Genomic DNA, 20,754 nt, shown 5'->3' with positions numbered 1-20,754 from the left:
GTGGGTAACTGGTGACTTAGCGAGGAACCACACTTAAGGTGGTCGCAAAGCTATATTGACCAGAGGGAATCCGGGAACCGTTCACCTCTACCTCAAAGCTCATCCCCAGGGCGATGAAACCATCAGTATCACCAACAGCATTAGTTCCTGTGAGAACTGCAGCGTCACTGGTCTTCACTGCTCCACCAACTTCGCTGGTTACAGCCATTAGGGGTAAGGGTGTGTAACCTAAACGCGTGACGGGGTCTGCTAATGCATCGAGAAATTCTCCAGCATTTGTGATGACAAAACGACCCAGAGGATCAACAGTAGCAATATACGCCCGAGTGGAGGCTACATTGATATCTAACGGTGGACCGCTAATTTGCACAGGGGAGGTGATGGTCGCCATGGTGTTACCACCTTGGTTACAGGATAAGCCCACAAGGGCCATCTCACCCAGAGCCTCATCTAGGTCTACGTCATATGTAGAAACTAACCGCCCGCGGGTGAAACCTGTAGTACCATCCCCAGGGACCGATTCCACCAGTCTACCAACGGTTTGACCGAGAATGTCGCAAGCGGGGATGACATCCCCTAGAGATTGGACTTCGATTTCATTACCAGCGTAGCTAGGAGCAGCAGCTAAGGTTATGAAGCCACAGACCAACCCCATGGTAGTTAACATGGGGGCTGGATGGAAGAACTTCAACATTAATGGTTACCCCAAGTTAGACCGGGGAGCAGATCACAAGGGTAGGTTTTTGACTAAGACAAAGTGACAGGAGGTCACCCCGTCACCTTTGAATTACCAAACATCAACTTGGGAATTACAGATTTGTCTCCCAACCTACAAACCCGGGACTATTCTGTAACTATTTGTTGGTCTCCAGTAACCCCATGGGGTGGGTAACTGGTGACTTAGCGAGGAACAACACTTAAGGTGGTCGCAAAGCCAAATTGACCAGAAGGAATCCGGGAACCGTTCACCTCTACCTCAAAGCCAATCCCTAGGGCTGCGAAATTATCATCACTATTCTGAATAGTAGCAACAGAACCATCTCCTGTCAGAACTACAGCGTCACTGACCTTAACTGCTCCACCAACTTCGCTGGTTACAGCCATTAGGGGTAGCTCTGAGAAACCTGCAGGGGCATATGTTGTTGTTAATACACCCAAGAATTCCGCAGGACTAGTACTATTATCAAGATAAGCCCGAGTGGTGGCTACATTGATATCTAAGTCTGGACCACTAATTTGCACAGGGGAGGTGATGGTCGCAATGGTGTCACTATCGGCGTTACAGGATAAGCCGACAATAGCCAACTGACCAGGCGCATCAGTACCAGCTGCGGAAATTAACCGCCCACGGGTCAACTCATCAGTACCATCCCCAGGGACTGATTCCACCAGTCTACCAACAGTTTGACCGAGAATGTCGCAAGCGGGGATAACATCGCCTAGGGCTTCGACTTCGATTTCATTACCAGCGTAGCTAGGAGCAGCAGCCAACATCATGGAGCCGGAGGCTAACACCATGGTGGCTAACATGGAGCCTTTACGCAACAAATTAGACATTAATCTTTACCTGGTCTTTTAAGATTTTGAGTGATGTTGTGATTGATCACTTGTAAGCCACTCTATGGGATGGGATAGGAAAATTACATCGATCTGCAAGTCCTAATTTTTAGTCATCATCTAAACCAGTACTTTTATATGACCGTACTAGTACCCTTTAATTAATCAGGGTAAAGAAATTGGCATCTCCCCTGGTTGAAACACAGGGGATTCTCAACTGATGTTGCTACCCACCGGCCATAATCCGTGCGACGCAACGTTTACCAAGGGTAGGGGTTCTCACGCTCCCACTATGTTTGACATAGATAAAAAGGTTCTAGCTAAGTTTGCTGCTTCCACACGAGTGGAAACATTTAAGCAGCTTAAAATCCCGGTAACATGATTTTTAACTGTTCTTTCAGAAATAAACAGTTTCTCAGCAATTTGACGATTAGAACAACCGAGAATTATTAAACTTAGTACTTCTCTCTCCCGTTTAGTTAATTTCTCCATTGCAGCTTTTACCTGCATATTTGTACTCATTGGTAAATTCCACTCTGGTGGGTTTCCCAGACTTTGCTCCTGAAAATCGGACTTTTTCAGCACTCCAGGGCTAAACTGCATATAACCTTTCATAGCTAAATGAATACAGTCAACTAGCTCTTCTAAGAAAATGTTTTTTAATAAATAACCACTAACTTTCAATTTAATTGCTTCGTCTATATAATCTTGACGATGAAAGCTAGCAAGAATAATTACCTTAGTATGGGGAAACTTTTGGGTAATAATTTTAGTAGCAGCCAGTCCATCGATTTTAGGTAGACTAATATCCATGATCACTAGATCAGGATTTAAAATTTTCACCTTCTGGATGGCTTCTATACCGTTTTCTGCTTCACCAATAATCTGTAAATCAGAATATTTGTTCTCCAGTAAATATCTTAAGCCTTGGCGCAGTAGATGCTCATCTTCTACCAAAAGTATCTTTATCATGTGATTATAGCATTTTCCATGGTCGTGAGGTCAAAAGTTTTTTAGTTTCAGGGAATAGGGAATAGGGAATAGGGAACAGGGAACAGGGAATAGACAATTGATGTGTACTTTATTAGCTTGAAAAAGGCTTGATTATGTAGTTGATAATAATATACCCTGGGGTAATAATCATGATTTTATGCCAGATAGGGATATATTTCTTTCACAAAATAAATGTAATTACCCTAGGGGTTCATTCCTAGGGAAGATAGACTTGATGGATATTTTTTTTGTTTCCATGGCTGTAATTTAGCAAAAAAAATAGGGTGGGGTCAAACAATAGTTGATACACTAATCATGACTTGACAAACATCCTCTGAAGTCGAGCTAAACTCAGGGTACTACTCCCCACACATAAAACACATAAATTCTGTAAGTAAATTTATTTATGGTACTAGTACCTAAGTAGATTATATCAGACATTTATAGCATCATAATTAGGAAGTAGAGATCGATGTACAAAATTGACATCTGTGATTTGATATATTCCAATGGAAAGTATACATTCATACTATTAACTAAACTTAAAAGTTCATCATGTTGTTAAATAGGAATCCTGTATTTAGGCTGGTTAATCAGTACCTTGTACAAGTGAATAATTTATGTATAATTAAAGTTATACTCATCGCCGTGATTTGGATTACCATCCTCACCCGGGGTAGTTTAGTTCTGGCGCAGGTAACTCGGGAATTTGAGTTTGTGGGTCAAGTGGCTCAAGAATGTGATATTAGTGCTAATACAAATGGAAGTCTCCAAGTCAGTTTCAGTGGTGGGGATACCACCTCTTTGGTTGCGGACTTTAACAGAGGTACTCTTGCCAAAGTCAGGTTAGCCTGTAATAACCTACAGGGAACCTATGCCATCATTACTTCTCCTGAATTTGTATCAGGAAGTTCTACTTCTAACATAAATAATGACATTTCCACTGGGATTACCACTTTATACAGAGGTAAACCTAGTGATGCTCTTGACGATTATGTGGCGAATGATCCTATTACTCCCTTGGGGAGTGTAGTGGGTAGTGGTAAACAGGGAACTGCGGTCAGAAGTACCCCTGTTTTGTTACAAGCTGGCACTAATGGGGATGATTTAGCTTTTGAACCTAATTGGTTTTTAATAGGTATGGAACTACTGTTTAACAGGCAAATTTTACCAGCTGGTAATTATACTTTTAAAAGTTCCTTGACTCTACTCCCTAAGTAATGAAGTGCACAATAATTTTTTCCCTGGTCTCTATTGGGGATCCTCACCTAAACTAAAATTAGTCTTTGACTGGGAAGATGTTGCATTCTTCTAACCCTTTGTTTCCAGCTTGATTGAGATGTTCTCATCATCTGTTTTCCAGGTTGTAACTACCTCAGAAAATGTACCGCCAGAAGATGTATTACCTGCTGACCTCAACCCCGCAAAATCTACCCCTTCACTGCGACCCTGTTCTGAGGATATTCCACAGATTACCATTGTTAAAAATCTAGATTTTAAATACGTATTTTCTGAACCATCTCAGAATGTTGCTACCTTGAATCTCAAGTCACAATATATACCAGATTCAAGTGATTCTGAGAACGTTCCCCTGGTTACTATCTCCAAAAATATACTTACTCAGGATTTCTTAGGGACTCAGGTTAAGTCCGTAGAATCTATTTTGGCATCTGTGGGAACTGATGAGGATGTTCCCCAGGTAATTATTGGGAATAATGTGATTGCGGGAGATGTGTTCCCTTCTGGGGAATCTAGTTCTGTGTTAGCTCGCACTACTCGGACGGTTCCATCACCTACTAATCCAGAAAATCTCAATTTTGACTCTTTATTCCCCTCTGAGAATGTTTCTGGGTTTTCTGGTTTAAATCTATGGTCAGAATCTATTTTGGCATCTGTGGGAACTGGTGAGGATGTTCCCCAGGCGACTAATTCAGATAATATTACTTCTAGGAATGTCTTACCCAGTGGGGGTGGTTCTGGGGAATCTAGGACTACTGGGACGGTTCCACCACCTACTAAACCCGAAAATCTCCCCAGTGATTATGATCCTTCCAAACCAATCAGTCAGGATTTAGCTAGGTTGCAGTTGTTAGGATTATCTCCCACCAGAAATACAAATGCTCCTGAGGATATTCTGCCAGTGGGGATAAAATTTGATAGATATGATATCTTATCTGGTGTGTTGGTCAAGGGGCGTGAAGATGGTACTCAAGCCTTGGATTTTGAACAATGGCTCATCCCCTATGAATCGATTATTGAGGCCTTTGGCTTTACAGTCACTCCCTTACCTAATGGTAATGTTCAATTGCGATCGCCCGGGTTAGTCAAAGAATTCGACCCGAAATTATTGATTGCAGACATAACTCTTGGTGATGCTCTCAGCATTGCAGAGATACGCCGTCAGTTTCCCCTAGAAGTTAGATTTGATATTGATAGTTATGCAATTGTCTTTGAAGGATCTTGGCTGTTGAAAAAAGGTTCACAGACCAACAAAGAACCACCTGTGATTTTAGAGGGTTTACCCCGTGTAACTCCTCCTGAGTATACCATTGCCGGTGTGAGTCAAAATGTCAATTCTTCCCTAACTAGAAATAACACCTTGAGCAATAGCGGTTCAACCACCATCAGCGGAAAGTTAGGGGACTTTACATTTCAAACCAGGATTGCTCAACCAGATTTAGCAAATTTTGACGGAGCTTATCTCCAAGACCTGAGAATTCAAAATTTAAACACCACTCAAGATCACATTTTCGGTAACCAGAGCCTATTTTATCCAGGAGCCTCAAATTCGGGAGAATTTTGGGGTTATAGTTATATTCATCGCTTTGGTTATGAAAGTCAACGGGGCGGATCGGCGCGGGATCTGAATTTGCGACTAAATAACCGAGATTTTCTGCGTACCATTCAAGGTAAGGCGCCACAGGGAACTTTAGTACAAATTTGGGGAGCTGGGGTTTTATTAGATGAGGTACTAGTAGACCAGACCCAGAGATATACCTTTCCTAATGTCCAAGGTAATAAGTTTACAATTCTCTCCTATCCTAACGGTAATCTTGCTACTACTCCTGAAAGAGAAACCCGAGTTATTGAACCTCTGTATCAGCAACTCCCCGCTGGGAGCAGTGCTATTTTTAGTTCTGCGGGTACATGGCGTCAGCGTCAACCAGATCAACCCTTGGGTTCTTTTGATGGTTTAGTTACGGGGGTGGGTTATCGTTACGGAGTATCTAACGATGTGACTGTGGGAGTGGGTGGTGTTTATGATCGCGCCCAAATCCGCGGTTTTGCAGAGATTTTTTACACCCATCCCCATTCACCTCTCACCTTTACTCTCCGTGGTCTTTCTGGAAACGCCAAAGAAACCAGCAGTTTCAGCTTTGATGGTGGTTGGAAATTCAACGATAATTTTAACATGGCTTGGAGTGGCAATACTCAGGGATTCTGGCGCATAAATACCAGTATAGAACCCATAAAAAATATCAGGTTACAAATGAGCCTGAGTGACAGGGGTTTTAATTTCAAAACCTCTAGTAACCTATCATTATTTGGGGCATCCGCCAACCTAGGTTTAGGATATGAAGATACTAACAACCTTAACCGAGCTTTTGCGGAAACATCAGTTAGTTGGAGATGGGGAAATCTCTCCCATAATTTCGACAGTCGTTTTGAGAGTGATGGTGGTCGGCGATTACGCAGTACTTGGAAGTGGAACAACTGGGAATTGGGGTTAACTAACTCCTATAGACAATTTACTAGCAGTTCCTTTAATGCACAAGACTCACAGGTGTGGAAAAACCTGACTTTTCCTGTCAACTCTCAGGGTTCTTTTCACGATATTTATTTAGTCAATAATCTGACTCGCCACAAAGACTCTGCTGTAAAAGACCAAATATACGCCCGTTATTTGCAATCTGATGATCATTCTTTATTTGTAGCAGCTTGGCGACATGATGGCAACTCCTTGCGAACCCAGCAACAGTTAGATAGAACTAATTGGAGTTGGGAATTGGGTTATGGTTTTGGGTCTTCTTCCTCAGGTGCTCTAGTTTCTCTCACCAGTCCTAATTTATTTGCTGGGTTAAGTTTACGGGGGAGTTATTCTGGCGCATCGGTACAAGGAACTGCTTCTAACTTCTCTGTAGGATTGGTGTGGAATTTAAATTTAAATCTACAAGATGGTATCACTACAGACAAAAAAAATGCTAGCCACTTTGAAGCCGCAGGGGGGATTTTAGTCCAGCCATTTTATGATCAAAATAATAACGGTGTGCGAGACCGCAATGAGGCGATAATTACCGATAATTATCGTCCTTTATTAATCCTAAATAATCGCTCTTTAAAAGAGGCGACTAACTTATCATTAATGGGTAATGGAATTATTATTCCCGGGCCACCAGGAACCCATAGATTAGATTTAGATCCCGCTGGTTATCCTATTGAATGGGAACCTGAACAAAAAGCCTATGCTGTGGAAGTAGCCCCTGGAGCTTATACTATTGTCAAAGTCCCCTTTATCCAAACTGCAACAGTCCAGGGGATTCTCAGAAACCAATTAGGTAACCCGGTTAATGGAGCTAGGATAGAAGCTATTAATACTACCACCCAGAAAAGATACTTTTCTATCACTAGTCCATCTGGTATATTCTTTTTAGAAAATCTCCCCCTGGGAGAATATAAGTTGAATGTGGGGGATTTAAATATTACTCCCAATATTCTGCAACTACAAGACCCTGAATTAATCCCGAATAATTTACAATTACAGGTTTTTATTCCCCGTTCGGGACAAACAGCTAGGGGGGAAGAGATTCCCACTTATACGGTGAGTGGATATCTTAAGGATAAAGCCCAGGAAGACTTGAAGGGAATTAAAGTGATGGCTGTTCATGGAGAATCCGGGAAAACTTTTACTTCTATTACTGATATTCAGGGTTTCTTTCAGTTCCCAGAACTGATTCCAGGAGAGTATCAAATCAAGGTCGGTGATTTTATTGTGGAACCAGGGAAATTTATTATAGATAGTTCTTCCCCTTGGGAAAATAACATCAACTTACAAGTTAATGCATTGAAACAAGAGCTTTATGCGGCTGCAAATAATTATATTGTCCGCGGTCTTTTGAGAGATGAAACTGGAGAAAGATTATCTGAGGTAAATGTCATCTTAACTGAAGTAGAAACCAACCAAAAATCTTTATCACAAACTAATTCCTTGGGTGCTTTTACCATAGAAAATATGCCTATGGGTAAATATAGGATAGAAGTTGAAAAAGGAACAGAGAAATTAGAAACTAGTCCTGAGTATCTGGAAATTAATGATGACTCGCTTTTACAGTCTACTGTGAATATTCAGGTGAACCTAAATCGACCCATCGCGGGTTTGTCAGCAGAGAACACACCGAATAGGTAACAAATTACTGTGTACTTGATCAGACACATCCTCAAGGATGCCAAACTGTTGTTATTTAGCATAGAATGGAGGGATTTTGATCTATTCTGAAGAGAGAAACTTGAAAAAATGGAGCAATGGTTGTGAAGTTGCAGCGACCGATTTTAGTGGGAGGATTGGGACTATCCTTTGGCTTATGGATGTTACAAAGCTGGGACGATTATATCTTGCAGCTGCTGACAGAGGTAGGTTTGTTGGGTGCTGTGGCTGTGGGGGGTGGTTTGTGGTTATTGCAGAAAAATAAACCCCAACAGAGTGTAGAGCAGTTACATGGTATGGTGAAAGAACGAGGAACTGTGGAAACTGCGATCGCTCAAGGGGAAGCTATAATTAAGCAATTAGGACAGGAAGCTGTCAACCACCCGGCCTTAGAGACGCTACAAGGAAGACTGGGGCAGTTGCAGATAGAATTAGATCGCGAAGAAATTACCATAGCTGTCACCGGTGGTAAATCTGTAGGGAAAAGTAGTTTAGTTGCGGTGTTGGAGTCTAGGGGATGGGGGGGGACACAGAACAAAGTAACCCTATGGGAAACAACCCCTTTATTTACCCAGACAGGAGAGCAATCAGATATACCCATATTAGCAGCAGTTAAACAGTCGGATTTTGTGTTGTTCCTGACTAATGGTGATTTGACAGACTGGGAATTTCAGAGCTTACAGCAGTTAAAAGCAGCCAATCAACCAGTGCGGTTAATTTTTAACAAACAGGACCAGTATTTACCAGAGGAACGGGAGAGCATTTTGCTGTCATTAAAACAGCGAATGTCAGAGGATGTAGTGGGAACGGTAACGTCTCCTGTGGCGCGCAAAGTACGCAAGCATGAAAGTAATGGTAATATCCAAGAGTGGATGGAACAACCGGAACCGGATATTGAGGGTTTAATTGAGGATCTGAGTAAAATTGTCTCACAGCAAAGACAACAACTAATCTGGACAACTACCTGGAGAAAAGCCAAGTTGTTGAAAGCGGCGGGGAAAAACTGGCTGAATGAAACCAGGGGCGATCGCAGTATCCCCATTATTGAACAATATCAATGGATCAGCGCGGCTGCTGCCTTTGCTAACCCAGTACCAGCCCTAGACATTTTAGCCACAGCAGCGATTAACGCCCAGATGGTGATAGACTTAGGTAATATATACCAGCAAAAATTCTCCCTAGAACAAGCCCAAACCCTAGGGGTAACCATGGGGGGTTTAATGGTGAAACTAGGTTTAGTGGAACTGTCCACCAAAGCTGTGAGCATGGTCTTAAAAAGTAATGCTATCACCTTTGTGGCTGGTGGTATAGTCCAAGGGGTGAGTGCAGCCTACCTAACTAGAGTAGCAGGTTTAAGTTTAGTGGCATACTTTGCCCAACAGGAAGAAGCCCTAGATTCGGGAAATGTCTTGAATTTAGATAAATTACGCCAGACTGTGCAAAAAGTCTTTGAGAGTAACCAGCAGATGAACCTGTTATCCAGGTTAGTTCAGGAAAGTATCAAACGCTTATCACCACAGACTGAAACTGTGAATTAATGGCACAAACAACCGTCAAGGACAAGTAATAACTTTGTGCCTTGGCGTGACTGTTAGTTTTGATATATTATAGCCTTTTTCAGGCTCATGAAGTACACACCTATTCCCTATTCCCTGTTCCCTATTCCCTGTTCCCTTTCCTCACTGATAATTTCTCAACTCAAATAGGATAAATATATTAAAGTGACTTAGTAAAAAAATATTAATCACAGGCAAAACACAAGATGGCGGCAGACTATATTGATATTGCGCCATTTATCGATCATTCTCTGCTGAACCCAACAGCTACCCCAGAGCAGGTCGAGCAATGGTGTGAAGAAGCGTACAGATTTAATTTTGCGGCGGTTTGTGTTCACCCTAGTTATGTGAAGCAAGCAGCAGAACTACTCCATGGTAAAAATCCCCACGTGTGTACAGTAATTGGCTTTCCTACGGGGGCGACCACCTCAGGGGTGAAACTGTATGAGGCTCAAGAAGCGGTGGAAAATGGAGCTACGGAGCTAGATGTGGTGATGAATTTAGGTTGGTTGAAAGCTGCTAGAATTGAGGCGGTACACCGGGAGATTGCCGAAATTTGCGAAGCAACCGGACAACTGGTGAAGGTGATTTTGGAAACCAACCTGCTAACTGATCCAGAGAAAAAGCTGGCGGCGGAAATATCAATGGAGGCCGGGGCGGGATTCTTGAAAACTAGCACAGGTTGGCATGGGGGTGCAACGGTGGGGGATGTCAGACTGTTAAAAGAAATGGCAAAAGACCGGTTGGGAATTAAGGCATCTGGGGGAATTCGCACCTACAATGAAGCTATAGACCTGATCTTAGCCGGTGCTACCAGACTGGGAACATCTCGGTCGATGGATTTGCTGCGCCAAGGCCAAGACCAGCAAAACAGCTGACTAGTCTAGTAAAGGGTGGTTGGTGGGCAGAAAATAACTAATGACTAATGAGTAGAACCTATAAAGTTACCGGAATTAATCTCAAATCCCAAGCCCTGGGAGAATCAGATAGAATATTAACAATATTAACACCACAGTTGGGTTTAATTCGAGCCATAGCACCGGCAGCACGCCAGGCTAAATCCAGCCTGGGGGGTAGGAGTGGGGTATTTGTGGTCAATGAATTACTCATAGCCAAAGGGCGATCCCTCGATAGAATTATACAAGCGGATACCGTAAAAACCTATCCGGGTTTGGCTGTGGATGTGGGGAAATTTGCCGCAGGGCAATATTTAGCGGAAATAGTGCTGTGTCAGGCCTTGAGTGAGCAACCCCAAGAGGAAATTTATCAGTTACTCCATAAATATCTTCATAAATTAGAAGTATTAGATATAACAGATAGATATAATATTTATGCTTATTTAGCTCATGCAGTGTTTCACTTTTATGCTTTAGAAGGTTTATGCCCTCAAGTACAAGCCTGTTGTTTAACTAACTATACCATCAGGCCAAATTTCGCAGATCCTAACTGGCGGGTGGGCTTTAGTGTCACAGCAGGTGGTACAGTCTGTTTACAGGCGTGGGAAAATTTGCGCCAAGAAAAACATCAACCCTCAGCCCTCGAGTCTAACTTAAATTACCAAAGGGTTGTGCACAGGGAAGATATACCGGTAAGTGCTCGGTTGGATGCTACAGAATTAGCTATGCTCCAATATCTCTCAGAAACAGAGATAATAGCAACAGATACTAACCAAAATTATCGCTGGTTATCTATTGAGCAAATTTTGCGCCAATATGCTCAATATCATTTAGGTCGCCCTATTCGCTCTGCTACCTTGATTGACTCTTACTTTGCTGCTAACCATGATGCAACCGTCTGATGTAGATAGAAAAATCTCATCTCTATCACCAAACACCAAAAAACACAATAGGGTATCGGATCCTATAGTCACAAATCACTTAAGTGCTGTTCCGCACAGCCCAGAACAGTGTCAATTAGATGTGGCGGGGGAAATTGCTACCACCCGTTTATCAGTAGTGACTTCCCCAACTAAACCGCCCCAATTAGAGGGGACTGGTGACCCGGAAAATAGACCAGACCAGGGGTTTTTACCTGTGTTAAAAAATCCTAATTTTCTGGCGCTGTGGGGGGGTCAGGTTTTTTGCCAGATAGCGGACAAAGTATACTTAGTATTAATGATTGCATTGATTAATACTCAGTTTCAGGGAAGTGACCAGAGCATTAGCGGTTGGGTATCAGGTTTAATGATGGCTTTTACCATTCCAGCGGTACTGTTTGGTTCTGTAGCGGGTGTATTTGTAGACCGCTGGCGGAAAAAGAATGTGCTGGTAAGCACCAATGTTTTACGGGGGGTGTTAGTGTTATCCATACCTTTGTTACTGTGGTTAACACATGATTGGCAGCCGGTGGGGATGTTACCAGTGGGTTTTATAATTATATTGGGGGTGACATTTTTAGTCTCCACACTGACACAGTTTTTTGCGCCCGCAGAACAAACAACAATCCCGTTAGTGGTGGAAGAACAGCATTTACTCTCGGCTAATTCTCTATATACGACTACCATGATGGCTTCAGTGATTGTGGGGTTTGCAGTGGGTGAACCACTGTTGGCGATCGCCGATAGAGTATGGTTAAAAATAGGTGGTAGTGATGGACTAGGTAAAGAGTTGTTGGTAGGTGGTAGTTATGGGATAGCGGCGTTAATTTTGTTGTTATTAGCGACCAAAGAAAAACCCCACCATCCGGACACGGAATTTCCTCACGTCTTAGCTGACTTAAGAGATGGGTTGAAATACCTCAAAGCTAACTCTATACTGCGCAATGCTTTAGTAAAACTGACGATTCTATTTTCCGTATTTGCAGCTTTAACAGTGCTAGCGGTGCGGATGGCGGAAATAATTCCCAACTTAAAAGCATCTCAATTTGGCTTTTTACTAGCATTTGGTGGGATTGGTATGGCTGCTGGGGCGACAATGCTGGGTCAATTTGGTCAACGCTTCTCCTACTGCGAATTGAGTCTGTGGGGTTGCTTAGGGATGTCAGGGACTTTAATTGGGCTATCGGTATTTACAACACAATTAGGGATAATTTTACTGTTAGTAGCTTTGTTGGGTGTATTTGGGTCTATGGTAGGTATCCCGATGCAAACTGCGATTCAAACGGAAACGCCGCCAGAGATGCGGGGTAAAGTGTTTGGGCTACAAAATAATGTGATTAATATTGCCTTGACCTTACCTTTAGCCTTAGCTGGGGTAGGTGAAACCTTAATAGGACTACCAGCAGTTTTTGTGATTTTAGCTATTACGGTATTTTGTGGTGGTATATTAACTTGGTATAGTTCCCGCCCATAGTCAACAGTCCAGATGATCTTGGTTTCGTGGTAAACTCAGGGGAAGTTGACAATACCAGAGGCTTTGAGCTGTGAGTAACTCAAAGGTTGATCAATTGAAACCGCTTTTCAAAATAGCTAATAAAGAATGCGTATAGCCTGGATTGGAAAGAAATCACCATTTTGCGGTAATGTCACCTACAGTAGAGAAGTAACAAATGCTTTACTAGACAGGGGACACCAAGTTAGTTTTCTTCACTTTGCTCAAGAAGAATCAGAAACAGAAAATTGTCCAAATTTCCAGGAAGTTTCCCTACCTTTCATTTATAAATCCCAGGTTTACACAATTCCCACGTTAAAAGCAACCAAGGTATTAACGGAGTCTCTGCGGGAAATCAAACCGGATGTAGTCCATGCCTCTTTGAGTTTATCGCCTCTGGACTTTATGTTACCCGAAATCTGCGAGCAACTGAATTTACCTTTGATTGCGACGTTTCATACAGCTTTTGCGGGGAAGGGGGCAAAATTTCTTTCGGGAACCCAGATGTTAGCTTATCAGCTGTATGCGCCTTGTTTGGCGAACTATGATCGGGTGATTGTATTTTCCCAAATTCAGCGGGAGTTATTAGCCCGTATGGGTGTAAAGGAAAGAAAAATCGCTGTGATTCCCAATGGAGTTGATGCGGTGAAGTATTCCCCCGGAGTTTCGGGGGTGAAAGCACAATTCCAAGCGGAGCGGTTGTTTGTCTATCAAGGTCGTATAGCACCAGAAAAAAACCTGGAACCTCTGTTACGAGCTTGGAAGCAGTCACAGATGGGATCTGGGAGCAAGTTACTGATGGTGGGTGATGGGGTTTTAAAGTCTTCTTTGGAACCGTTTTATGGCTCAGATGCAGGGATTATCTGGTTAGGATTTGTGGCGGATGAAGAGCGGCGGATCGAAATTTTACGGGGTGCTGATGTTTTTATTTTACCCTCTCTGGTTGAGGGTTTATCCCTGTCTCTGTTGGAAGCAATGGCCTGTGGAATAGCTTGTTTGGCTACAGATGTGGGTGCGGATGGGGAGGTATTAGAGGCTGGGGCGGGTGTAGTCCTGAATACTAAGACCGTGCGATCGCAGTTAAGAACCCTTTTACCCCTATTCCAAGACCATCCGGAGTTAACCACCCTCCTAGGAAACAAGGCCAGACAGCGTGTGTTAGACCGCTATACCCTGAGTAAAAATATCAGTCAGTTAGAGGAATTATATCGGGAAGTTTTAGCAGATAGGTCAGTACCTCTGAGTCGGAGGAGTTAGGCTATCAATTCTACAAATATTCACATTGAGCTAGGGGATTGATGGCGATCGCCTAGGTTTTTCATATTTTTTTGACTACAGCAGTAACCACAAGTGTTAGGACATTTCCCTGCTTGTTGTTCCCCAATCCTTCCCAATCCTTCCCAATCCTTCGGTGTTCCCTGTTCCCTGTTCCCTGTTCCCTTAAAACCACAATTATGATGTCCTAACGTGTATGCGTAGTGCTATAGCAATACTGTATCAGAGGTGACTTTTATGCCATCTTATCAAGATTCACTCAAATAACTTTACAAATTTTAAGATTTATTTTACAATATGTTACATAAGGTGTAAACGTCTAATTATTGTGTAAATATGGCTTTAACTATCCAGTCGGCTCAGAATATCTTTTCTAATACTCAACTTCCCAGTCAGATTCCCGCGACCATCGCCCTGTTCGACCAACTCAGTGTTGACGACCAGCTAGCATATCTGTGGTTTGCGTATACGGAAATGGGGAAAACAATTACCCCCGCAGCGCCTGGGGCCGCCAGATTGCAACTAGCAGAAAGTTTGCTCAACCAAATTAAGCAAATGTCAGCGGAAGAGCAAACAAGAGTGATGCGGGATATTGCGAGTCGTGCTGACTCACCCATCAGTCGTTCCTATGGGTTTTTTAGTGTAAATACTAAGCTGGCTTTTTGGTTCGAGTTGGGAGAGTTGATGAAACAGGGTGTAGTCGCTCCCATCCCCACTGGTTATCAAATGAGTCCCGGTGTGCAATTTGTACTAGAAGCCACCAAGAAACTTGATCCTGGTCAGCAAATTACAGTACTGCGCAACACCGTAGTTAACATGGGATTTGATACCTCTGATGTAGGTCCAAGTAGCTACCCCAAAGCTGTAGAGGAGCCAGCATTTACTCGGACTGCGCCCCCTGTATCCTCAGTGAAAATTGACGGGATTACAGAACCGGCGGTTCTGGGCTACATTGAAGCGATGAACGCTGATAACTTTGATCAAGCTATTAGTCTGTTTACTCCCGACGGTGCGCTCCAACCACCATTCCAAAAACCCATTGTCGGACATGAGGCGATCGCCAAATATATGCGCGAAGAAGCCCAAGGATTAAACATGATGCCACAAAAAGGTATCTGTGAGAACCTTACCGATGGGTCTAAGCAGCTAAAAATTACAGGTGTTGTACAAACTCCCTGGTTTGGTGTGACTGTGGGAATGAATATTGCTTGGCGCTTCTTAATTAATCCCGAAGGCAAAATTTTCTTTGTCGCCATTGATATGCTTGCATCTCCTGAAGAATTACTAAATCTGCGTCGGGTTTAGATTTCTGGGGTAGTTTGGGGTGTTGCTGGGGCTGACATTTTTAGTTGAGCAACACCTAATTATTTACCTAAATGAGTCGGTTGTTGATAAACCCGTTTGAGGGTGTTCACATCTCTGGGTGAAATAGGCGGGGGATTGCTAACTTGGGAAAAGTATAAAGCATCGGTGGGTAAATCGCTATGACCCCAAATTCCCAAGGCGTGGCCGAGTTCGTGACGGGATGCGGCTTGAAGATATACCCCTGTTTGACTAGGACTCAATAAGATAGTAAACTTGTGATATAGTGTTCTATTGTTTTCGTATACTTTATAGGTAGTTTGGGCCGAACGGGCCTGCGTGGGATGACCACGGGTAAATTGTAGAGGTGGGACTTGGCGGATAATTTTAATATCAGCTATTTCCGGCTTGTCTACTACCACCAAGGGTAAATAAACATTCCACTCTTCTACTGTCTCTATAACAGTGTTGACCCATGCTTGAGCTTGTGTATGATTAGCTGCTGTGGGTGGTTGTATATAAACTTGAATCGGAAATTTTGACCAGATAAAATAACCTACCGGGGTTTTTTCCACTTGGTCAAAGTAATCACCACTATTTGTGTGATCTTGCCATTGCGCCAGGGTGGGGGGTAGGGGATGGGTAGTATAGGATGTATTTCCTACTGTAGCAATAGATGGCAGATTTGTCAAAATAACTAGCAGCCCGGTACTGATGAATAAGGACAGGACTGCTAGTAATCTTTGTGTATAGAAATCTTGACGGCTGGAAGACTTAGGGTATTTTATTTTATATACCATTCTACTCTTACCGGATTTTTACTTAGGTAACCACCCAGCACTCAACAGCAATGTTAAACCCATAAATATAACTGTCAGCGCCCAGGTAACTCGATTTAAGGTATCTTCGGCGCTTTTGGTGCTGCTGAATAATTGGGCTTGTCCGCCAATGGCTCCAATTCCATCGCCTTTAGGGCTATGTAGTAACACTAAAATAATTAAGGCTAAAGCAGAAAAAGCCCAAATAGTTTGCACAATAGTAGTAATATTAACTGTCATGGTCAGGCTGTCCGTGATAATTTATGGTTATTTATGGTTATTTATGTTTTCCCAATCATAGGGATTATATCACATTCTGGGCTAGTTGTTTGAGTGGTAGTGCCCTGGCGGTAGGGGAGCAGTGAGGAGTCAGAAGGTCTTCACTGCTGGGTCGGTTTATATACCAGCTTTGACGGGGGTACGTGTGGGTTGCACTTGATACCCAGACGGGATTAATAGGGAGTGTCCGGTCATTTCTGAGGGTTGGGGTAACTGGAGAATTTCCAGAATGGTAGGTGCTATATCCGCTAGTTTACCATCCTTGCGCAGTTCTACATTTGTACCATGTCCGGGGATTTTAATGGTCTCTCCTTCTACTAAAATGAAGGGGACTGGGTTAGTGGTATGTGCTGTCCAGGGGTTACCCTGTTCATCCAGCATATACTCGGCGTTACCGTGGTCAGCAGTAATAATTGCTGTTCCGCCCACTTGGGTAATACTACTCAGTAAGCGACCCAAACAATGGTCTACTGTTTGAATAGCGCTCATGGTGGCTGCCATTTTCCCAGTATGCCCTACCATGTCCGGGTTAGCATAGTTAATCACTACTAAAGAGTATATTCTCTTGTGAATGGCGGCGATCGCCACATCTGTAACTGCGTCCGCTGACATTCCCGGGGCTTTGTCGTAAGTTGCTACCATGGGACTACTGACCAGTTCTCGGTCTTCCCCAGGGAAAGGTTCCTCTAGTCCGCCATTAAAGAAATAGGTGACGTGGGCGTATTTTTCGGTTTCTGCGGTGCGAAACTGCTGTAAACCATGATTGGCGATGACTTCACCTAAAATATTCGTCAAATTTTGCGGCTCAAAGGCTACCTTCACTGGTAGTTCTGGGTCGTATTGAGTAAAGGTAGCAAAGGACAACCGCTGAATTTTTGCTCTAGTAAAGCCTGTGAATTTGGGGCTGACAAAAGCTTGAGTCAACTGTCTAGCGCGGTCTGGGCGGAAGTTGAAGAAGATCACACCGTCCCCTGGTTCGATCGTCCCTGGAGCAATGCGGACTGGGTGAATGAATTCATCGGTCACATCTTCGGCATAAGATGCAGCCAAAACTTCTACGGCTGGACGTTCATCAATGTTAGCATCTTCTGTCATGACATCGTAGGCGCGTTGAATGCGCTCCCAACGATTATCTCTATCCATAGCATAGTAGCGACCACTGAGGGTAACTATACGCCCTATGCCTTTCTGGTCTATTTGTGCTTGCAATAACTTGATGGCTTTGATCCCATCCCCGGGGAGAGTATCACGACCGTCGGTGATGGCGTGGATACAAACTTCTGAAATTTCCTGTTGTTTGGCTAGGTCTAGTAGTCCAAACAGATGACTGATATGTGAGTGTACCCCTCCCTCAGAACACAGCCCCACTATATGCAATTTACCATTTTGAGAGCGGACTTCCTGGCAAATCTTCACAAGTGCTGGGTTACTGAGAATAGAACCATCTTCGACTGCATCGGAGATGCGGACTAATTCTTGGGGTACTACCCGTCCAGCGCCAATGTTCAAATGACCAACTTCCGAGTTGCCCATTTGACCTTCTGGCAACCCTACGGCTTTTCCTGATGTGCTGATGAGGGTGTGGGGGTAAGCTGCCCATAAGCTTTCCATAATGGGGGTTTCAGCGGCGGTAATTGCGTTTCCTCGCTGCTGTTCGCGGTAGCCCCACCCGTCTAAAATGACTAGCACCACAGGAGCAACAGGTGCTTTGGTCATGGTCTTGCCCTTTACTTTCTGTAATATCCGAATAATACCACTGCTAATCTACAGTGCAAGTGAATTTTTACTTATTTCCTTTTTCCAGAAGATTTCCCTGCTTTTTTAGCAGCTTTTTCCGCAGCTATTGCTGCTAGTCTGGTCTGTTCTTTTTCTTCGGCAATTTTATCGAGGTAATAATGATAGTCTCCTAGGTAAACACGAAATTCCCCATCCCGGATTTCTACGATTTTGTTGGCTACTTGGGAAATAAAATAGCGGTCGTGGGAAACTACTATGGCTGTCCCATCATAGTTTTGTAGCGCCTCTTCTAACATTTCTTTGGCGGGAATGTCTAAGTGGTTGGTCGGCTCATCTAAAATTAGGAGGTTGGCTGGACGTAACAGCATTTTTGCTAAGGCTAACCGCGCTTTTTCTCCACCACTTAAAGCCGCTACTGGTTTAAATACCATGTCCCCTGTAAAGAGAAATCTCCCTAGGTGTGTGCGCACTTCTTCGTTTGTCCACTGGGGAACTTCATCATGGATGGTTTCCATGACTGTTTTCTCTAGGTCTAAGGCTTCCGCTTGGTTCTGCTCGAAGTATCCCGGTATAACGTTATGGTCTCCTAGTTTTACGGTTCCTTCTGTGGCTGGTTCTGTCCCCATTATTACCCTTAATAGGGTGGATTTACCCGCTCCGTTGGGACCCAGAAAGGCTATGCGATCGCCTCTTTCAATTAGTAAACTAGCTTCTAAGAATAATATCTTATCATCATATATATGAGTTAGGTCTTTAATGATCACTACCTCCCTCCCACTGCGGGGAGAAGGGGGAAAGCGAAAATGTAAGGTTTTTACATTGGCTGTGGGTGCTTCGATGCGCTCGATTTTTTCTAGTTGTTTTTCCCGGCTCTTGGCTTGGGTACTACGAGTCGCACTGGCGCGGAATCTGTCTACAAATGCTTGCTGTTTCTCTAGTTCTTTTTGTTGGCGATCGTAGGCGCTTAACTGGGCTAGTTGATTTTCCGCTTTTTGTTGGAGGTATGCTGAATAGTTACCTAGGTAAGTAGTAGAAACACCCCTCTCTGTTTCTACAATCTGGGTACACAGCCTATCTAAAAATTCCCGGTCATGGGAAACTATTACCATGGGGGTGGTTAGTCCTCTGAGGTAATTTTCTAACCATTCTATGGTTTCTAAGTCTAAGTGGTTCGTCGGTTCGTCCAGTAGCAATAGGTCGGGCTTTTGTAGGAGAATTTTACCTAAACTCATCCTCATCTGCCAACCACCAGAAAAGGCACTGACTAGGCGATCGCTGTCTTCGCTATCAAAGCCCATTTCTGGTAATATCTTCCCAATCCTTGCATCTAGGTTATACCCGTCTAAGGCTTCAAACTCTCGCTGTAAGCGATCTAGTTTGTTAATCAGTTTATCTAGTTCTTCTAAACTGGCGGTCTCCATCTCCCTCTGTACTTCCCCTAGGGAAATTTGTACTTGATTTGCTTGCGCAAAGACTCGCCAAAATTCTTCTCTGACTGTGCGACTCGGATCTACTTCAAATTCTTGGTTCAGGTAAGCTATGTGTAAGCTGGAGGGGCGAATTATTTCCCCCGCTGTGGGTTCTATTTCCCCGGTGATGATTTTTAGCTGGGTTGATTTTCCCGCTCCGTTGACTCCTACTAAGCCTATGCGATCTCCAGGTTTGACTTCCCAGTTAACATCTTTGAGAACTTCACCTGTGGGATATATTTTACTGATATGTTCGAGTCGCAGCATCAAGTTTCTCTGGGGTAGGGGATGGTTGTGAAGGTTAACACTCTTCCTGATTTTAACAAAATTTAACTTAAGTTTATGTTTTTTATTCAGTTGTTTTTTATTTAGAGGAGTCAGGGGTTATAAACTCCGTTTGATGCTACCCAGGGAACCAGGGGTTATAAACCCCTGTCTGATAGCTGATGTCAGATGAATCTGACTACCATAATTTAGCTAGAAGTCTACCAGATCCCGGACTTCTCACATAATTAGAGATACCCTACCATAATTTATCTAGAAGTCGGGGATCTTTGGGGCGATCGCCTGTACGGTGTTTAAACGCAAAGGTCGCTAAGTACACGCAAAGGTTCGCAAAGGTGTTTGTTGGGAAGATGTTTTATTTGGTGGGGTGGGATGTAAGAAACCAGGGGTTATAAACCCCTGTCTGATAGCTGATGTCAGATGAATCTGACTACCATAATTTAGCTAGAAGTCTACTAGATCCCCGACTTCTCACATAATTAGCGATACCCTACCATAACTTATCTAGAAGTCGGGGATCTTTGGGGCGATCGCCTGTCCGGTGTTTAAACGCAAAGGTCGCTAAGTGGGATCTAAGAAACTGCTTCGGGTCCAATTACCTGTTGATTCTGTTTTTCTTTTTTTCCTAGCTCTAGGTTTAATTTTAAGAGTTGCTCTAAAATGTCATCTTCAGGTTTAAATTTATAGGCTTCCATCACTAGTTTATCTAGTTGTTCATGGAGTTTATATAGTTGGCTGCTGGGTTCGTTGTAG

Annotated in this window: 16 protein-coding genes; 8 read left to right on the top strand and 8 right to left on the bottom strand. The window is 43.4% G+C overall.

What is annotated here, in order from left to right:
• Positions 1-16 precede the first annotated feature (16 nt).
• The 3 genes from PN447_RS17330 to PN447_RS17320 form a co-directional block, all read right to left on the bottom strand.
• Positions 17-694: a hypothetical protein gene (locus PN447_RS17330; RefSeq protein ID WP_271764254.1), complete on the bottom strand. Its 678-nt coding sequence runs from the start codon at positions 692-694 to the stop codon at positions 17-19.
• A gap of 206 nt (positions 695-900) precedes the next feature.
• Positions 901-1,557, bottom strand: coding sequence for a hypothetical protein (locus tag PN447_RS17325; RefSeq protein ID WP_271764253.1), 657 nt, complete (start codon positions 1,555-1,557; stop codon positions 901-903).
• A gap of 279 nt (positions 1,558-1,836) precedes the next feature.
• Positions 1,837-2,529 carry a response regulator transcription factor gene (locus tag PN447_RS17320; protein WP_271764252.1) on the bottom strand — a complete coding sequence of 231 codons (693 nt, stop codon included), beginning with the start codon at positions 2,527-2,529 and terminating at the stop codon, positions 1,837-1,839.
• Between the two features lie 576 nt (positions 2,530-3,105).
• Here PN447_RS17320 and PN447_RS17315 point away from each other — a divergent pair.
• From PN447_RS17315 to PN447_RS17280, 8 genes are all read left to right on the top strand, one after another.
• Positions 3,106-3,771: a hypothetical protein gene (locus tag PN447_RS17315; RefSeq protein ID WP_271764251.1), complete on the top strand. Its 666-nt coding sequence runs from the start codon at positions 3,106-3,108 to the stop codon at positions 3,769-3,771.
• A gap of 118 nt (positions 3,772-3,889) precedes the next feature.
• A complete protein-coding gene (locus PN447_RS17310) occupies positions 3,890-7,954 on the top strand; it encodes an MSCRAMM family protein (protein ID WP_271764250.1) in 4,065 nt (1,354 codons plus the stop codon).
• Positions 7,955-8,070: 116 nt separating this feature from the next.
• A complete protein-coding gene (locus PN447_RS17305) occupies positions 8,071-9,510 on the top strand; it encodes a YcjF family protein (RefSeq protein WP_271764249.1) in 1,440 nt (479 codons plus the stop codon).
• Between the two features lie 224 nt (positions 9,511-9,734).
• On the top strand, positions 9,735-10,406 hold the full coding sequence (deoC, locus tag PN447_RS17300) for a deoxyribose-phosphate aldolase (protein WP_271764248.1): 672 nt from the start codon (positions 9,735-9,737) through the stop codon (positions 10,404-10,406).
• A gap of 47 nt (positions 10,407-10,453) precedes the next feature.
• The gene (gene recO / locus PN447_RS17295) at positions 10,454-11,326 is read left to right on the top strand and encodes a DNA repair protein RecO (protein ID WP_271764247.1); all 873 of its coding nucleotides are present in this window, start codon (positions 10,454-10,456) and stop codon (positions 11,324-11,326) included.
• Positions 11,313-12,818: an MFS transporter gene (locus tag PN447_RS17290; RefSeq protein ID WP_271764281.1), complete on the top strand. Its 1,506-nt coding sequence runs from the start codon at positions 11,313-11,315 to the stop codon at positions 12,816-12,818. Before recO ends, PN447_RS17290 begins: the two co-directional genes overlap by 14 nt.
• A 126-nt stretch (positions 12,819-12,944) precedes the next feature.
• Positions 12,945-14,093, top strand: a complete 1,149-nt coding sequence (locus PN447_RS17285) for a glycosyltransferase family 4 protein (protein ID WP_271764246.1) — start codon at positions 12,945-12,947, stop codon at positions 14,091-14,093.
• Between the two features lie 354 nt (positions 14,094-14,447).
• Positions 14,448-15,416: an orange carotenoid protein N-terminal domain-containing protein gene (locus tag PN447_RS17280; protein WP_271764245.1), complete on the top strand. Its 969-nt coding sequence runs from the start codon at positions 14,448-14,450 to the stop codon at positions 15,414-15,416.
• Between the two features lie 59 nt (positions 15,417-15,475).
• On the opposite strand, the gene PN447_RS17275 is transcribed toward PN447_RS17280, so the two are convergent.
• The 5 genes from PN447_RS17275 to PN447_RS17255 all read right to left on the bottom strand — a co-directional run.
• Positions 15,476-16,213 carry a peptidase gene (locus PN447_RS17275; protein WP_271764244.1) on the bottom strand — a complete coding sequence of 246 codons (738 nt, stop codon included), beginning with the start codon at positions 16,211-16,213 and terminating at the stop codon, positions 15,476-15,478.
• 18 nt (positions 16,214-16,231) lie between these two features.
• Positions 16,232-16,471, bottom strand: coding sequence for a preprotein translocase subunit SecG (secG, locus tag PN447_RS17270; protein ID WP_271764243.1), 240 nt, complete (start codon positions 16,469-16,471; stop codon positions 16,232-16,234).
• Positions 16,472-16,627: 156 nt separating this feature from the next.
• Positions 16,628-18,226, bottom strand: coding sequence for a 2,3-bisphosphoglycerate-independent phosphoglycerate mutase (gpmI, locus tag PN447_RS17265; protein ID WP_271764242.1), 1,599 nt, complete (start codon positions 18,224-18,226; stop codon positions 16,628-16,630).
• A 71-nt stretch (positions 18,227-18,297) separates the two neighbouring features.
• On the bottom strand, positions 18,298-19,983 hold the full coding sequence (locus PN447_RS17260; protein ID WP_271764241.1) for an ABC-F family ATP-binding cassette domain-containing protein: 1,686 nt from the start codon (positions 19,981-19,983) through the stop codon (positions 18,298-18,300).
• A 590-nt stretch (positions 19,984-20,573) separates the two neighbouring features.
• Positions 20,574-20,754 (bottom strand): hypothetical protein (locus PN447_RS17255; RefSeq protein ID WP_271764240.1); only part of this gene is annotated, 181 nt, incomplete at its 5' end.

It is taken from the genome of Anabaena sp. CS-542/02 (assembly GCF_028331085.1).
Taxonomy (GTDB): Bacteria; Cyanobacteriota; Cyanobacteriia; order Cyanobacteriales; family Nostocaceae; genus Anabaenopsis; species Anabaenopsis arnoldii.
Note: the sequence above shows the minus strand (reverse complement) of the source record. Positions and strands in the feature narration are given on the sequence as shown.

What these genes read in the sequence shown, in the direction of transcription:
- PN447_RS17285 (WP_271764246.1), top strand. Translation starts at nt 12,945, where the DNA reads ATGCGTATAGCCTGGATTGGAAAGAAATCACCATTTTGCGGTAATGTC.
- secG (WP_271764243.1), bottom strand. Translation starts at nt 16,471, where the DNA reads ATGACAGTTAATATTACTACTATTGTGCAAACTATTTGGGCTTTTTCT.
- PN447_RS17280 (WP_271764245.1), top strand. Translation starts at nt 14,448, where the DNA reads ATGGCTTTAACTATCCAGTCGGCTCAGAATATCTTTTCTAATACTCAA.
- gpmI (WP_271764242.1), bottom strand. Translation starts at nt 18,226, where the DNA reads ATGACCAAAGCACCTGTTGCTCCTGTGGTGCTAGTCATTTTAGACGGG.
- PN447_RS17275 (WP_271764244.1), bottom strand. Translation starts at nt 16,213, where the DNA reads ATGGTATATAAAATAAAATACCCTAAGTCTTCCAGCCGTCAAGATTTC.
- PN447_RS17325 (WP_271764253.1), bottom strand. Translation starts at nt 1,557, where the DNA reads ATGTCTAATTTGTTGCGTAAAGGCTCCATGTTAGCCACCATGGTGTTA.
- PN447_RS17315 (WP_271764251.1), top strand. Translation starts at nt 3,106, where the DNA reads ATGTTGTTAAATAGGAATCCTGTATTTAGGCTGGTTAATCAGTACCTT.
- PN447_RS17290 (WP_271764281.1), top strand. Translation starts at nt 11,313, where the DNA reads ATGCAACCGTCTGATGTAGATAGAAAAATCTCATCTCTATCACCAAAC.
- PN447_RS17305 (WP_271764249.1), top strand. Translation starts at nt 8,071, where the DNA reads ATGGTTGTGAAGTTGCAGCGACCGATTTTAGTGGGAGGATTGGGACTA.
- PN447_RS17330 (WP_271764254.1), bottom strand. Translation starts at nt 694, where the DNA reads ATGTTGAAGTTCTTCCATCCAGCCCCCATGTTAACTACCATGGGGTTG.
- PN447_RS17310 (WP_271764250.1), top strand. Translation starts at nt 3,890, where the DNA reads ATGTTCTCATCATCTGTTTTCCAGGTTGTAACTACCTCAGAAAATGTA.
- deoC (WP_271764248.1), top strand. Translation starts at nt 9,735, where the DNA reads ATGGCGGCAGACTATATTGATATTGCGCCATTTATCGATCATTCTCTG.
- PN447_RS17320 (WP_271764252.1), bottom strand. Translation starts at nt 2,529, where the DNA reads ATGATAAAGATACTTTTGGTAGAAGATGAGCATCTACTGCGCCAAGGC.
- PN447_RS17260 (WP_271764241.1), bottom strand. Translation starts at nt 19,983, where the DNA reads ATGCTGCGACTCGAACATATCAGTAAAATATATCCCACAGGTGAAGTT.
- recO (WP_271764247.1), top strand. Translation starts at nt 10,454, where the DNA reads ATGAGTAGAACCTATAAAGTTACCGGAATTAATCTCAAATCCCAAGCC.